The following is a 14,122-nucleotide window of genomic DNA, read 5'->3' as shown; positions in this document are numbered from 1 at the left end:
CGTTGTCGCGGGAAGGCCAGCTCCGTAGCCTGCGGCCGACCGAGCGAACCCGCCAACACCGGTGCTGCGGGAGGACGGAGAGGCGTTCGTGGACGACGCGACCTTCCTCGAGCGTCTCGAGCGGATCGTCGGGCCGGAGGGCCTGCGGGCGGGCCGCCTGGGCCGCGCGCTGTACCGGCGGGACGCCTCGTTCCTGAACGCGGAACCACTGGCGGTGTGCGCGCCGGCGACCGTGGCGCAGGCCCAGCAGGTCGTCCGCCTCTGCCGGGAGGCGTCGGTGCCGTTCACCCCGCGCGGCGCGGGCACCGGCCTCGCGGGCGGCGCGGTCCCGGTGGCGCCGGAGCGGGCCCCGCTCGTGGTCGCGCTCGGCCGCCTCGACCGGATCATCCACATCGACCCAGAGCACCGACGCGCGTGGGTGCAGCCGGGCGTGCCCAACGCGCGACTGTCGGAGCGGGCCGCGCCGTACGGCTTGCGGTTCGCTCCCGACCCCGCGAGCCAGATCGCGGCGACGCTCGGCGGCAACGTCGCGACCAACGCCGGCGGGATCCACTGCCTCTCGGAGGGGGTGACGAGCGCGCACGTCCTCGCGGTCGAGCTGCTCGGCGCCGACGGGGAGCTGCACCTCCTCGGCGGCGACCTGCCCGAGCAGGGAGGCCTGGACCTGCGGGGCCTGGCCGTCGGCAGCGAGGGCACGTTCGGCCTGGTCACCAAGGCGTGCGTGCGGCTGCAGCCACTGCCGCCGCAGACCCGCACGCTGCTCGCGGGCTTCCCGAGCGCGGTCGCCGCCGCCCGCGCGGTGAGCCGCATCGTCACCGGCGACACTCTGCCCGCCGCGCTCGAGCTGATGGACCGCGAGGCGGTCGAGCTCGTCGAGCCCTACGCGCGGGCTGGCTACCCGATGGACGCCGAGGCGGTGCTGCTCGCCGAGTTCGAGGGGCTGCCCGCCGAGGTCGCCCACGGCGCCGAGGCCGCCTCCGAGGCGTGCACCGCGGAGGGCGCGACCAGCGTCGAGATCGCCCGGACCGCCGAGCACCGCACCAAGCTGTGGAAGGGGCGCAAGGGCGTGGCGGGTGCGATCGCCAAGCGGGCTCCCGACTTCTACCTGCACGACGTGGTCGTCCCTCGGTCCGGGCTGGCCGACATGCTCGCCGGCGTGCTGGAGATCGCGGCCGATGAGGAGCTGCTCGTCATCAACGTCGTGCACGCGGGCGACGGCAACCTGCACCCGTTCCTGCTGTTCGACCGCGAGGACCCGGGGGTGCTCGACCGGGTCCTGCGCGCCGGGCACCGGATCGTCGAGACCGCGCTGGCCGCCGGCGGCGTGCTGACGGGTGAGCACGGGGTCGGCATCGAGAAGCGCGACCTCCTCGGGGACGTCTACAGCGAGGACGACCTCGCGGTCCAGCGCGCGGTGCGCGACGCGATGGACCCCTCGGGGCTGGCCAACCCCGGCAAGGTGCTGCCCTCGCCGCAGGGGTGCGCGGAGGGCACCCAGCGCCTCGTGCCGGAAGGGACGTGGGTCTAGTGTCCGCGGCCCCCACCCCCTCGACGCCGTCCACACCGGGGGAGGTCGCCGAGGCGATCACCGAGGCCCGGTCGGCGGGCACGGCGCTGGTGCCGCGCAGGGGCGGCAGCGTCCTGGCGCGCCTACCGGCGGGGGAGGGGGTCGGCGCGGGCCAGGACGGCGACGACGGGGCCACCGCGGGCCCGGACGGCGACGACGGGGCCACCGCGGACACGGTCCCTGCCGACCCGGTGGGCGCTGGGGCGGTCGGCACGCGGCCGCTCGACCTCGGCGGGCTGACGGGGATCGTCGAGCGCCGGCCCGAGGACCTCACGCTCACCGTGCGCGCCGGCACTCGGCTCGACGAGGTCGCCGGCGTCCTCGCCGCCAGCGGCCAGGAGTGCCCGATCGAAGCGCCGACCGACGCGCGTGGCGCGCTCGGCACCACCGTGGGCGGGCGGCTCGCCACCGCGCTCGCGGGCCCGCGACAACTCGGTGCGCGTCCGTTGCGCGACTGGGTGCTGCGGGTGCGGTTCGTCACCGGCGAGGCCCGGCCGGCCCGCTCCGGAGGGGTGACGGTCAAGGACGTGACGGGGTTCGACCTGGCCCGGCTGCTCTGCGGCGCCTGGGGGACCCTGGCCGTCCTCACCGAGGTCACGCTGAAGGTGCGTCCGGCGCCTCCGCACGCGGCCTGGTTCGCGACCGCCGTCCCGCGTGAGCGCTGGCTTCCCAGGGTCTTCGGCCCGTCGGCGGTCGTGGCGTCCCCGAACGAGACGCGCGTGCTGCTCGAAGGGCATCCCGACGACGTGGCCGAGCAGTCCGCCGCCGCGGGGCTCGAGCCGAGCGAGGCACCGGTGCCGCCGGCGACCGCACGGCTCGCGGTGTCCCCCGCGGCGCTCGACGCCGTGACCCGCCGGGTCGCGACGCGGTGCCACGACTGGGCCGCCTTCCACGGGGTGGGGGTGCTCTGCGTCGACGCGCCCCACGGGGAGCTGGCCGCGCTGCGGGCGGAGGCCGAGGCCGCGGGCGGCTCGCTGCTCGTGCTCGACCCCTCGGCGCCGGGCCCCGCCCTGGCCAGTGACGAGCGCCCCCAGTCGGGGCGTCTGGTCGACGCGCTCGACCCCGACCGAGTGTTGCACCCCGGTGTCCTCGCGACCGCGCCCAGGCGTGCGTCATAGGATCGGCGGCCATGGCCGCCGAACCGCAGCCCCAGCAGCAACGCGCCACCGGGCGCGTCTTCGAGCCGTCGCAGCTCGCGCAGTGCGTGCAGTGCGGCCTCTGCCTCTCGTCGTGCCCGACGTACGAGCTCACCCACCTCGAGGAGCACGGGCCCCGGGGTCGGATCATGGCGATGCGGCTGACCGAGTCGGGCGAGCTGTCGCTCACCGACCCGGACGTGCGCGAGTCGCTCGAGACCTGCGTGCAATGCCGCGCCTGCGAGTACGTCTGCCCGTCGCTGGTCGAGTTCGGCGATCTGATCGAGACCGCGCGCACGGCGATCACCCGGCGCGAGCCCCCCACGGGGTTGCGAGGCCTCGCCCACGCGGTGGGGTTCCGGCTCGTGCTCCCGCGCCGCGCTGTGCTGCGGGTGCTGTCGGCGCTGCTCGCGGTGGCGCAGCGGCTCGGCCTCGACCGGCTCGCCCCCGCGCAGCTGCGTCCGGCGCACCGGGTCAGCCTCGCCGAGCTGCGGCGACCGCTGCGCGGCACCCGGGACGGTGAGCCGGCCCACCTGTTCCGTGGCTGCGTGATGGACGCGTGGTTCCGCGATGTGCACCGCGACACCGCCGAGGTGCTCGACGCCGCCGGCTACGCGGTGTCCGCGGAACCCGGGGTCCCCTGCTGCGGCGCGCTGCACCTGCACGCGGGTCGCGAGGAGGAGGCCAAGGCGCTCGCGGCGCGGGTGGTGCGCCACTATCGCGACACGAGCGGGCCGATCGTCGTGAACTCCGGCGGTTGCGGGGCGATGCTGAAGGAGGCCGGGCATCTGCTCGACACCGACGAGGCCCGGGCCGTGAGCGCGCGCGTGGTCGACCCGAGCGAGATCGTCGACCCGGCTCGCCTCGACCTCGGTGACCTGGGGGAGCGGATGGCCTTCCAGGCTCCCTGCCACAGCCGCAACGTGCAGCGGCTCGGTGACCGGCCCCGCGACCTCGTGGCCAGCGTGCCCGGCGTGGAGCTCGCCGAGCCCGACGACGGGCAGCTGTGCTGCGGCTCCGGTGGGATCTTCTCCGTCGAGCGTCCCGACTTCGGTCGGCCGCTGGGGGAGAAGAAGGCGGCCGCGATCCGCCGGACCGGCTGCGAGCAGGTCGTCAGCGGCAACCCCGGCTGCGCCATGCAACTGGAGCAGCAGGGCTTCGAGGTCGTCCACCCGGTGACCGTGCTGGCTCGCAGCCTGCGGGCGCGGCGCGGGGGAGGCGGTGCTGGGTAGGCTGCGTTCGTGCCGGGCCCGTAGCTCAGTGGTCAGAGCAGGCGGCTCATAACCGCTTGGTCGCGGGTTCGATCCCCGCCGGGCCCACAACTACCGGCTGCTGCTCGATGAGGCCGCCGCGTGGGCGGCCTGGCCCGACGGGCTGCGTTGGCGGAGTGGCGACGAGCAGGCAGCCCTCCGAGCGCAGGTCGCAGCTGCGACCAGCCTGAGGCGAGCGCGGGCATTCCCGGCATAGTCCGAGCCCAGAGGCATTGGCCGGGACGATTGGTCCGCAGTCGCGGTGGCTGTCAGAGGAGGTCGGCTCGTCTTCTGCGCTCGTCAGCGAGGGTCGGTGCCGTACGCGTGGCCGCGGTGGCGGATCGCGACCACGCGGACGGTGTTTGAGTTGCGCAGCTGGTAGATGATCCGGTAGCTCCCCACCCGGTAGGACCGCAGCCCGGTCAGTCGCCCGCGCAGCCGATGGCCAGCAGCCCGCCCGATGTGCTCCTCGGGACCTTCTTCAACCCAGCGGTTGACAAACGTGCCGCAGGCCCCTACGGTTTTATTCAACCCTGCGGTTGAGGAGAAGTCGTTGGACGAGCCGCTGTCGAAGGTGTTCGCCGCGCTGGCCGACCCGATGCGTCGGGACATCGTCGCGCGGCTGGCGGTAGCGGACGCGACGGTCGGGGAGCTCGCCGAGCCCTACGACGTCAGCGTGCAGGCGGTCTCCAAGCACCTCAAGGTGCTGGAGGACGCGGGGGTAGTCAGCAAGACCAAGGTCGCGCAGAGCCGTGCGGTGCACCTCGAAGCAGAGGTGTTCGACCTCATGACCGCATGGATCGAGCGCTACCGGCAACGCGCCGATCAGCGTTACCAGCGCCTGGACGTCGTCCTGGCGCGCATGACCGAGGAGCAGAAAGGACAGGCATCATGACCACAACCACGCAGGCCACAATCGATGCGGACGGGCGGCTACCGATCATCCGCATCACCCGCGACTTCGCGGCCACGCCCGCGCAGTTGCTCGCGGCGCACACCGACCCCGCACTGTTCGCGCAGTGGGTCGGCCCGGACGGCACGGAGACCCAGATCGCCGTCTGGGATGCACGCGACGGCGGCGAGTGGCGGTTCGTGTCTCGGCACGCCGATGAGGAGTACGGGTTCCGCGGCTGCTTTCACCAGGTGGCCGAGCGGCGCATCGTGCAGACCTTCAGCTTCGAGGGTGAGCCCGACGGCGTGGCGCTCGAGACGCTCACCTTCGAGGACCTCGGCGACGGTCGCACCCGGCTGCACGCCCAGTCGCTGGTCGACTCGTTCGAGGCCCGCGACGCGTGGCTGCGCTCGGGCATGGAGGTCGGCGTCAACGACGGGTACGCCAAGCTCGACCGGGTGCTGGCCGATGGCACTGTCTGACCTCACGGCGGCCGAGCGGCACCGCCGGATCGCCGGTGAGTTCACCGAACGAGTGCAGCGGGTAGCCGATTGGGACGCCCCCGCACCGGTGGCCGGCTGGACCGCGCGCGACGTCGTCGACCACCTCGTGACCTGGCTCCCGGGCTTCCTGTCGGCCGGCGATCACGAGTTGCCCACGGGCCCGACGGTGGCCGAGAGTCCGGTGGCGGCGTGGACCTTCCACGCCGCTGCGGTGCAGGCGCTGCTCGACGACCCGGAGCGGGCGGCGACGCTGTACTCGCACGAGCGGATGGGCAGCATGCCGGTCGGCGAGGCGATTGACCGCTTCTACACCACCGACGTCTTCATGCACACCTGGGACCTCGCCCGCGCCGGCGGGCAGGACGCCGCGCTCGAGCCCGAGTTCTGCGCGACGCTGCTCGCCGGCATGGAACCCATGGAGGAGGCGATGCGCTCCTCCGGCCAGTACGGCCCCAAGGTCGACGTGCCCGCGGACGCTGACCCCCAGACCCAGATGATCGCCTTCATCGGACGCAACCCGTCCTGGCAGCCAGACCTACGACCCCGTCCATGACCGCGCGATCGCCTACACCCCCCGTGCCTCGCCAACCTCACGATCGTCGTCCGAGCGCTCCCGCTCGGCGTTCTTACCAGTGGCATCGGTCATCAGCTGTCCCTTCCGGCCGGGCGGATAGCTCAGCCTGTCAGGCCAGCTCCGTTACACCCTTTAACTTAACCGACACTCCCTCGGTGGGAGGTTGGACCGAACTCGCTCGGCCCTGTCGCGGTCCTGTGGGCGGACTCGGCGGTTGGGGGCGTCGGCTTCTGCGAGGTCAGGACGCGTCCCTGATGAGCGGCGCGGAGTCGTTGCCAAGGTGGAGTGGACGACGGTCGCCCAGGTCGGTGGTAGGCGGTCGAGTGCTCACGTGACGTGAGCGGTCGCGGTGCCTGGCTCATGGCCTGGCCGTTGCGGGGAATCCGGTCCAGCGCAGGTCGGTTGGGAGGTGGCTCATCTCGTTGAGCATCACGACTGCTGGTGGGAGGCCGGTGCGGTGTTCGATGAGGGTCAGGGCCGCGTTGGCGCCGTCGAGTCCTAGCCAGCGGGCTGGTGGCGCGTCGAGTGCGTGGCGGATCAGCCAGGCGATGGGGTAGGAGTGGGTGATCAGGACCTCGTGGGTGTCGGTGGGCGCCCTAGTAGTCGTAGCGGAGGCGATGCCGCCGAAGCGGGCCACGAGGGTTTCGGCGATGTGCTGTCCGGCTGCGGCTTCGGCTTCGTCGTAGCCGTCGAAGAACCCGATCCAGGACGGGGGCGTTTCGTTGGCCGGCGGCACGTAGGGGACGTGGTCGGTGAGCTCGGGCGCCTCGATCACTGGCACGCTCGCAAGCTGCCTGGCGATCTCCTGGGCGGTGTCGGCGGCGCGTGGCAGTGGGGAGTGCCAGACCACGTCGATCGGCGCGTTCGCGAGCCGTTGGCCGAGCAGCTGTGCCTGCTGGTAGCCGGTCTCGGTGAGCTCGCCGAAGGCGTCAGCGGCGCCGTGGCGAGCGAGGTGGAGGTGTCGAGTGACCATGGGGCGATGCGGCAGCGCATCCGTGCGGATCCGCTGTCCTCCTCCTGTCGGGCTATCGGGTTGGTGGGGTCGGTCCGGCATGCGTCGTGGTCACGGTGCCGGCGGTGCCGTCGATGGTGACGACGCTGCCGTCGGTGATCGTCGTCGCCCCCGGGATGCCGAGGACGGCGGGGATCTGGTGCTCGCGGGCGACGATCGCGGCGTGGGAGAGTGCGCCTCCCGCCTCGGTGACCACGCCGGCGGCGATGCGCAGCAGCGGCGTCCATGCCGGGTCGGTGTAGGGGCAGATGAGGATGTCGCCGGGTCGTATGCGCCCGAAGTCTTGCGGACCCTGCACGGTTCTGGCGGTGCCGGTGGCCGTTCCCCGGCTGGCGGGTGTGCCGCTCAGCGTGACGGGGCCGGAGGGCGCGCTGGATGGTGGTGGCGCGGGTGGCGCGGCGGTGATCGGTCGCGCCTGCAAGAGCCAGAGGCGGTTGTCGGCGATGGACCATTCGATGTCTTGGGCAGCGCCCAGGGTGGCGGCGACGTTGCTGCCCAGAGTCGCGAGTGTGGTCGCGGTGGCTTCGTCGAGGGTCGAGCGTTGGCGGCTCTCGCGAGGCACGGCTCGAGTGGCGAGCTGGGTTCCGACCCGGTCGAGCCGGGTCGGCTTGTCCGCTACCACGCAGGTCACCGTCCCGTCGGGGTGGACGTGATACGTGTCGGGTGTGACCGTGCCGGCCGCGACGCTTGGCCCCAGTCCCCAGGAGGCTTCGATCGCGGTCGGCTCGTCCTGGCCGGCGGGCGTGAACATGACCCCTGACACCTCGGCGTCGAGGTGGCGCTGGACGATGACGGCGATGGCCGGGTCCTCGCTCCCGGACCCGTCCTCACCAAAGCGGGTTCGATAAGCGGTTGCGCGTGGGGAGTGCAGCGAGGCCCAGCAGGTCCGAACGGCTGCCGCAACGTCGGCGACGCCGCAGACCGCCAGGACGCTGTCGTACTGGCCTGCCGCCGACGCTTCGCTGGTGTCCTCGTTCGCAGCGGACGATCGAACCGCCACAGGCTGGTTCCCGAGCCCTTCGAGTGCGCGCTCCAGCGCCTTGACCACGGCAAAGGGCAACGGTCGGCTCTCGACCGCTGCGCGTAGCGTCCCGAGCCCATGCCGGTGGCTGGTGTGCGGTGCGAGGTCGCGGACAGCGGCGTCGTGCACGGCGAATGGCACGACGAACCCGTCGGGCACCGCCAGGCCCGCCCGCAGCAACACGCCGAGCACTCCCGCTTTGCCGCCGCAGGTCTCGCCGGTCGCCTCCGCAAGTGGCACGAACAACTCGTTTGTCTTCAACGTCATGTTGACAACAATACGTTGAAGACGGACCATGTGTCCATGCCCCGCGATCCACACGGTCACACAGACCACGCCCAAGCCGAGCGAGAGTGGCGTGCCCAAACACGCCTGACGGAACTGGCTGCCGACGCGATCGCGCCCCGCCCGTGGCGGCCGGCTCCGGTCCCGCCATCGGCGGTCGACCTCGCACAGTTCGCCCTCTGGCGCTCCACCGAGCTCGACCCCGATGACCTCCTGGCTGCGCTCACTCTGCTGCCGGCGGCCCGCGCTGAGGTCGAGGGGCTCGAAGCCGGCCTGCTGTTCACCGCCCGCAGCGCAGGACTGACCTGGACCCAGATCGCGCAGGCGATGGGGTTCAAGTCCCCGCAGGCCTGCCAACAGCACTACACCCGACTGACGGCACGACACGACGCCGGCTCGTGAGCCACAACTCCCCGCCCGACCTGCTGGTCCTGCACGCCGTCCGCATCACCGGGTTCGCCGACACCGCGACGGTCGCCCGCCGGTTCGACCTCGACGAAGACGAGACGCAAGAGCTCCTGCGCGACGCCGAAGCACACGGCTGGACGACCTACACCGCCTTTGGCGACACCGCAGGATGGTCCCTTACCGAACGCGGCCGCGCCGAGAGCGAGCGCCAACTCGCATCAGAGCTCACCAGCACCCGCGGCGCAGATGACGTCCGACACGTCTACCGCGAGTTCCTGCCCTTGAACGCCGTGGTGCTGCGAGCCTGTACCGACTGGCAACTCAAACCCGCCCCCGGCGACCGACTCGTTCCCAACGACCACACCGACCCCGCCTGGGACGCCAACATCCTTCGGGAACTCACCACCATCGACCGTGCGCTTCGCCCGCTCATCGACCGACTCGGCAACCGGCTCACACGTTTCCGCGGCTACGACAAGCGGTTCACCACCGCGCTAACGCGTGCCCAAACCGGCGAGCCCGCCTGGGTCGACCGCACCGACATCGACTCCTGCCACCGCGTCTGGTTCGAACTCCACGAAGACCTCATCGCCACACTCGGCATCGACCGCCGTACCGGGCCCGGCTAAACCACCACGACGGAGAATGGAGGTCCCGGCAACCCCGAGCGCGGGCTATCCCGGCGAGGGCCGCGGTTGAGCCGCGTCCTGGGAGATGTTGGACCGCACTCGCGGATCCTGCCCGGACTCCTTCACGGCGGAGCAAGGCGCCGGTTTCTGTCCCAGCGTGGCGGGGTTCCTGAAGGGGCTGGCGAGGCGGGCGCTAAGCTGCGGGCACCCTTGAAGCGGCCCGCGACCGCGGCTGAGGGCTCATCGACTTCCAGCGTTGCCTGCCGTCGTCGCCCCGCTCCCGGTCGGCCAGCTAGCGGGTCGCAGTGTGCCCTGCGATGCATGTCCAGTCGGCGTCACCGTCACCGGCTTCGGAGGCAGCGGCAAAGAGCCGGTGCAGCGCGTCGTACATCCCGGCGTCGAGGCCCAGTTCCCGCAGGTAGGCGGCATACTCTGCTGCTCCTTCGCCCCAGACCTCGACGGATGCCTCCACGCTGGACACCGACGAGTCCGCCTCCGGGGGGACCCGGTCGAGCAGCGAGCGGATGTGGAAGGGGTACAGCTCGACGACGGTCTTCTTGAACCACTCCATGGGAAGGTCGTGCTGCTCGCAGATGCGCAGCCCCTGCAGGAGGCCGACCGCCATCGGCAGGTATGCGAGCAGAACCGCCATCTCGCTGATGTACGCGGCCCCCGGTGCCTCGTCGACATAGCTGGCCCGGCCGATCTGCTCAAGCCGTTCGCGGTGCGCCTCGTAGGCGGTGCGGTCCCCCGAGATGAAGAAGACTCCGGCCCCCGACCGAACCTCGCTGGGATACGCGAGAATGGAAAGGTCCAGGTAGCCCCCGCCCGCTGCGCTCACGATGGCAGCGAAGGCTCGGCTCTGCTCCGGGGTCGCGAAGGAGGTAGAGGCCACCGCCTTTCCTTGCAGATCCGGTCCCGCCCCTTCCACCAGAGTGCGCGCGAGTTCGTGGTCTGACACCGACACGACCGCGAGCGGGCTCACCGTGAGGGCTTCGGCAACCGACTGCGCGATACGGACCCGCGGTCCCGACAGGGTTTCGGCTTTGTCGGTGGTCCGGTTCCACACCGCCACTTCGGCTCCCGAGGCGGCAAGGGCCTCGACCAGCGCGCTGCCCATCACTCCTGTCCCGATGACTGACACGTCACTCATCGATCCTGCTCCAAGTGGGCGGGAGTCCAGGGCGGTGGGTCTTGATCCTAGTCCTCCACATCGGTGGAAGCTATACCGTCCCACGGGCTGGTTTCGACATCGAGCCTGCCCGGCTGAGGTTGAACTCGAGAAAGGCTCCGCGGGATGTTGTGCCGTGTTGCAAGGGGCGGGTAGCTGCGGGGTATTCGAGGCGTGCTTCGGGCATGCGGCGCAGGAGCGGGAACGCGCCGTGCAGTGAAGTGATCCGTGCTCGTGCGTGAACGCGTGGAGGCTGTGATGCGAGCTGTCGTGCAGTTGGGCTACGGCGGGCTTGGTTACGAACGGCATGACAGCGGTGCCGAGGCAGCATTGGCGGCAGCAGGCTTGACGGACGCTGACGAGGTGACGACGCGCGGTCAGGGCGGCCCGGCCAAGTGCCGATAGCGACTGCTTCGAAGGGACATTGGGTCGTGTCTCCTGGCTGGGTGGGGCCTCGTTCGGCTGCTGACCGCTATCCGGGAACCGACACGCTGGTGACCGCGCAATAGTCGTGACGATGTTCTGGTCACCGGGTGGCGGGCATCGACTGATAATGTTCTCGCGATGGCGAACGCTCCGCAGACCTTGAGTGTCGACGATCGTCGACTTGTTGCGTCGTGGGCAGCCGATTGCGCGGAGCGCGTCCTCGCCATCTTCGAGGACGCTGTGCCCAACGACGTCAGGGTGCGAGCCGCGATCGAGCAGACTCGCTCCTTTGCCGCGGGCGACCTCGACGTCGCGGACGCGGTGCGACATCGAGGTGGGTAAGCGGGTGCCGCTGCTCGGGAAGCGCCAACATCAGCGGCAAGGGCAGCGGCCTACGCGGCCGAGCAAGCAGCCGCTGTCGCCCACATGGGAGCACATGCGCTGAGTGCGGCTGGATACTCCGTTAAGGCATCGACATTGGCTGCAGGTGGCGATGCCGGAACGGTGACGCGGTCAGAAGCCCGCCGCCTTGTCACGGCCACGACGGATGCCGTCGCGCGTGCCCTTGGTTCTTTGCCGGCACTTGGCGAGAACCGCTCCGGGCCACTCGGGCCTGGACGCTTGAGCGGCGGCCACGTGGGCGACGCAATTCGAGCGATCCAAGAGCTCCTGGAAGAGCACTAGTCTCGGGCTCGACGATGCTTCGGAGCCCGAAGGGATGCGGGAGGCCGTCGGGAACCGTCCGCCCGGGACACGAACACGACCGCCGGCTCCGTGGCCTCGCTCGCAGCCAGCGGATCAGCGAAGTCCGTGTCCGCAGCCACGATCACACGCCCATTCCGGGCAGCACGCGCAAGGATGTCCGTATCAGGGATGGCTAGCCGCAGGGGCGCATCGGTCGGTCCGCCGAGAGCCCAGCCGAATCACGTCGGAACAACTGGCGAAGGTGAAAGTCGAGCACCTCAGCGGGGAGCGTTGGGCCGCAGCATCGGGTAGCGCGACGCGGTCGTGCCTCCCGGCCCCCGACCCTGCGGAGCCGCAGGCGGTAGCGTTGGGACATGGAACAGCGCGTCAATTTGATCACGCTCGGCGTCGCCGACCTCAGCCGTGCTCGCGCGTTCTATGAGGGCCTCGGGTGGGAGGGCCAAGAGGTCGAAGAAACCGTGTTCTTCCAAGCCGGGGGCCTGGCCGTGGTGCTTTGGGGACGCGAGAAGCTCGCCACTGACTGTGGAGTCCTTGACGAGCCTGTCGACCGGTTCGGCAACGTGGTCCTCGCTCACAACGTCCGGTCAGAGGGCGAGGTGGAGGACATCGTGCAGGCTGCCAGGGACGCCGGAGCCACGGTGACCCGCCCGCCCGGAAAGACGTTCTACGGGGGCTACGCCGCCTGCTTCGCTGACCTGGACGGTCACGTGTGGGAGGTCGCACACAATCCTGGTTTCACGCTCTCCGAAGACGGGGCGCTCACCGTTCCCGACTTCACCAGGCCGTAGCCCTCAGCTACGCGCCAACCCGACACGGCCAGGGTCGGCCTGAGCGTTCTGGGGGTTGACGGCTACGGGAGTGCTGTCGATCGTTGGCCCCTCTGAGATGTTTCGGGGAGGCTATTGGGATATGCGCGAGTGCTCGTGGGGATGTGATGGCTGAGGGTAACGGCGAGGTGGTCTGGCAGGCGGCGCGGCTGATCCCCACCGCGGGGATCGGTGGTGCCCGGGAGCAGGAGCAGCGGGCGACCTCGACGTTGCTGGCGGTGATGAGCGGGGTGCCCGGCTTCGGACGCGAGTTGCTTGCCGGGCTGGGAGCGCCGCGGGGAAAGGTCGAGGCCTACACCGAGGTGCCGTTCACCGACGAGCAGGGCAAGACGGTGCGCCCTGACGGGGTGATCGTGGCTACGCGCGGCAAGCGGCGTTGGTCGGTGCTGGTGGAGGTCAAGACGCGCAACAACACTGCCAGCGCGGAGCAGGTGACCTCGTATCTCGACGTGGCGCGCCGGGAGGGCTTCGACGGGGTGTTGGTGATCGACAACCACATCCTCGGCGGCCCCGACGACGTGCCCGTGGAGGTGCCCAAGAAGAAGCTGCGTAGCGTGTCACTGTGGCAGCTGTCGTGGTGGCGCATCCTCACCGAGGCGATCATCCAGCACGACCACCGGGGCATCGAGGACACCGAGCAGCAGTGGATCCTGCGGGAACTCATCGCCTACCTGCTGCACGAGAACTCCGGGGCGGGCGAGTTCGATGACATGGGCCCGTCGTGGACCAAGGTCCGCGACGGCGCCCGCCGCGACGCGCTGAACGCCAAACAGCCCGAGGTCGCCGACATCGCTCGCCGCTGGGAGCAGTTCGTTCACTACGTCGCGCTCGGGATGACCCAAGACCTCGGCCGCGACGTCGTGCCCGAACGCTCGAAGAAGCCCCTCGACGAGCGCCTTGCCGACACGCGCAGCGAACTGGCGGAGCACGGCACCCTGTCGATGAGCTTGAAGGTCCCCGACGCGGTCGGGCTGGTCGCGCTCACCGCTGACATGCGAGCACGGATGGTGACCAGCAGCGTGGGCATCAAGGCGCCCCGTGAGGGCAAGCCCACCACCCAGGTGAACTGGATCCTTCGCCAGCTACGCGACGCGCCGGACGACCTGCGCATCGAGACCAAGTTCGTGCGCACCAGCAAGTCCACGACCGTGCTGCTCGGCGACGTGCGTGACAAGCCCAAGCACGTGCTGCTGGCCGACGACCCCAAACGCGAACCCCGCGAGTTCGCGCTCTCGCTGGCGCGCCCCATGGGCACCAAGAAGACCACCGGCCCCGGCGCGTTCATCACCGACACGCGCCAGCAGGCCATCGACTTCTACCGCGACCTCGTCCAGCACCTCAGCGACTGGCAACCCAGCGCCCCCCGCATGCGCAGCACCCGTAGCAGCGCCACCGACGAGCACGACGCCGACAGCGACAGCGACAGCGACACCAGCGGCGAGTGGCACGCACCTCCACCTGATCAGCCACCCGACCACGACACTGCGTCATCGTCCGAACCCGCCGGAACCGACCAGTAGCCCCACCCACGAGCCCGGGTACGATCACCACGTGTGACCCCACCCGGCGAGGGCCGCGCGGCTCGCCCCACGGGGGCTAACCTCTTCGCGCCTCGGAACGCACCCCGCCGGGATCATTGCCTCGCACCGTTCCCCGCCAGGCCTTGGCGCGTGGTGCGGACGGGGCGACGCAGCGCGACGGAAGCGACACCAGGAG

The 14,122-nt window shown here is 70.9% G+C and carries 15 protein-coding genes, 1 tRNA gene and 1 pseudogene; 12 read left to right on the top strand and 5 right to left on the bottom strand.

Annotated features, from left to right (window positions below; all coding sequences use genetic code 11):
• The first annotated feature begins 88 nt into the window (after positions 1-88).
• The 4 genes from ER308_RS02825 (at position 89) to ER308_RS02810 (ending at position 4,022) form a co-directional block, all read left to right on the top strand.
• Positions 89-1,528, top strand: a complete 1,440-nt coding sequence (locus tag ER308_RS02825) for an FAD-binding oxidoreductase (protein ID WP_165491768.1) — start codon at positions 89-91, stop codon at positions 1,526-1,528.
• Positions 1,519-2,685, top strand: a complete 1,167-nt coding sequence (locus tag ER308_RS02820; protein WP_131153599.1) for an FAD-binding protein — start codon at positions 1,519-1,521, stop codon at positions 2,683-2,685. Before ER308_RS02825 ends, ER308_RS02820 begins: the two co-directional genes overlap by 10 nt.
• Positions 2,686-2,696: 11 nt before the next feature.
• Positions 2,697-3,935 carry a (Fe-S)-binding protein gene (locus tag ER308_RS02815; protein ID WP_131153598.1) on the top strand — a complete coding sequence of 413 codons (1,239 nt, stop codon included), beginning with the start codon at positions 2,697-2,699 and terminating at the stop codon, positions 3,933-3,935.
• Positions 3,936-3,949: 14 nt separating this feature from the next.
• A tRNA-Ile gene (locus ER308_RS02810) sits at positions 3,950-4,022 on the top strand.
• Between the two features lie 231 nt (positions 4,023-4,253).
• Here ER308_RS02810 and ER308_RS02805 read toward each other — a convergent pair.
• Positions 4,254-4,484: a type II toxin-antitoxin system RelE family toxin gene (locus ER308_RS02805; protein WP_165491767.1), complete on the bottom strand. Its 231-nt coding sequence runs from the start codon at positions 4,482-4,484 to the stop codon at positions 4,254-4,256.
• A gap of 22 nt (positions 4,485-4,506) precedes the next feature.
• Here ER308_RS02805 and ER308_RS02800 point away from each other — a divergent pair, with 22 nt between their 5' ends.
• From ER308_RS02800 to ER308_RS02790, 3 genes are read left to right on the top strand one after another with little or no spacing between them, the layout of a single operon-like run.
• A complete protein-coding gene (locus ER308_RS02800; protein WP_131153596.1) occupies positions 4,507-4,848 on the top strand; it encodes an ArsR/SmtB family transcription factor in 342 nt (113 codons plus the stop codon).
• Positions 4,845-5,327 (top strand): SRPBCC family protein, encoded by a 483-nt coding sequence (locus tag ER308_RS02795; protein ID WP_131153595.1) that lies wholly within the window; start codon positions 4,845-4,847, stop codon positions 5,325-5,327. The genes ER308_RS02800 and ER308_RS02795 overlap by 4 nt, the downstream gene beginning before the upstream one ends.
• Positions 5,314-5,901 carry a TIGR03086 family metal-binding protein gene (locus ER308_RS02790; RefSeq protein ID WP_131153594.1) on the top strand — a complete coding sequence of 196 codons (588 nt, stop codon included), beginning with the start codon at positions 5,314-5,316 and terminating at the stop codon, positions 5,899-5,901. The genes ER308_RS02795 and ER308_RS02790 overlap by 14 nt, the downstream gene beginning before the upstream one ends.
• Positions 5,902-6,280: 379 nt before the next feature.
• Here the strand turns inward: ER308_RS02790 and ER308_RS02785 are convergent, their stop codons facing one another.
• Both ER308_RS02785 and ER308_RS02780 read right to left on the bottom strand, forming a co-directional pair.
• On the bottom strand, positions 6,281-6,895 hold the full coding sequence (locus ER308_RS02785; protein WP_131153593.1) for a histidine phosphatase family protein: 615 nt from the start codon (positions 6,893-6,895) through the stop codon (positions 6,281-6,283).
• A gap of 52 nt (positions 6,896-6,947) precedes the next feature.
• Positions 6,948-8,282: a PEP/pyruvate-binding domain-containing protein gene (locus ER308_RS02780; RefSeq protein WP_205745865.1), complete on the bottom strand. Its 1,335-nt coding sequence runs from the start codon at positions 8,280-8,282 to the stop codon at positions 6,948-6,950.
• Here ER308_RS02780 and ER308_RS02775 point away from each other — a divergent pair.
• Positions 8,259-8,642, top strand: a complete 384-nt coding sequence (locus ER308_RS02775) for an SANT/Myb-like DNA-binding domain-containing protein (protein WP_131153592.1) — start codon at positions 8,259-8,261, stop codon at positions 8,640-8,642. The two genes, ER308_RS02780 and ER308_RS02775, sit on opposite strands and share 24 nt — an antisense overlap.
• Entirely contained in the window at positions 8,639-9,277 is a 639-nt protein-coding gene (locus ER308_RS02770) for a transcriptional regulator (protein ID WP_131153591.1), read from the top strand. Before ER308_RS02775 ends, ER308_RS02770 begins: the two co-directional genes overlap by 4 nt.
• A 292-nt stretch (positions 9,278-9,569) precedes the next feature.
• Here ER308_RS02770 and ER308_RS02765 read toward each other — a convergent pair whose 3' ends face one another.
• Complete coding sequence (locus ER308_RS02765; protein ID WP_276319865.1) at positions 9,570-10,430, bottom strand: NAD(P)-dependent oxidoreductase; 861 nt, start codon at positions 10,428-10,430, stop codon at positions 9,570-9,572.
• A 582-nt stretch (positions 10,431-11,012) separates the two neighbouring features.
• Between ER308_RS02765 and ER308_RS23045 the strand changes: the two are divergent.
• Positions 11,013-11,558, top strand: a pseudogene (locus ER308_RS23045) (putative immunity protein).
• Here the strand turns inward: ER308_RS23045 and ER308_RS23040 are convergent.
• On the bottom strand, positions 11,555-11,749 hold the full coding sequence (locus ER308_RS23040; RefSeq protein WP_420826239.1) for a DUF5615 family PIN-like protein: 195 nt from the start codon (positions 11,747-11,749) through the stop codon (positions 11,555-11,557). The pseudogene ER308_RS23045 and the gene ER308_RS23040 sit on opposite strands and share 4 nt — an antisense overlap.
• Positions 11,750-11,932: 183 nt before the next feature.
• Here ER308_RS23040 and ER308_RS02755 point away from each other — a divergent pair, with 183 nt between their 5' ends.
• The gene (locus ER308_RS02755) at positions 11,933-12,367 is read left to right on the top strand and encodes a VOC family protein (protein WP_131153589.1); all 435 of its coding nucleotides are present in this window, start codon (positions 11,933-11,935) and stop codon (positions 12,365-12,367) included.
• A 146-nt stretch (positions 12,368-12,513) separates the two neighbouring features.
• Positions 12,514-13,926 (top strand): stress response protein, encoded by a 1,413-nt coding sequence (locus ER308_RS02750; RefSeq protein ID WP_131153588.1) that lies wholly within the window; start codon positions 12,514-12,516, stop codon positions 13,924-13,926.
• Positions 13,927-14,122: the final 196 nt, after the last annotated feature.

It is taken from the genome of Egibacter rhizosphaerae, from assembly GCF_004322855.1.
In the GTDB taxonomy this organism is placed as follows: domain Bacteria; phylum Actinomycetota; class Nitriliruptoria; order Euzebyales; family Egibacteraceae; genus Egibacter; species Egibacter rhizosphaerae.
Note: the sequence above shows the minus strand (reverse complement) of the source record. Positions and strands in the feature narration are given on the sequence as shown.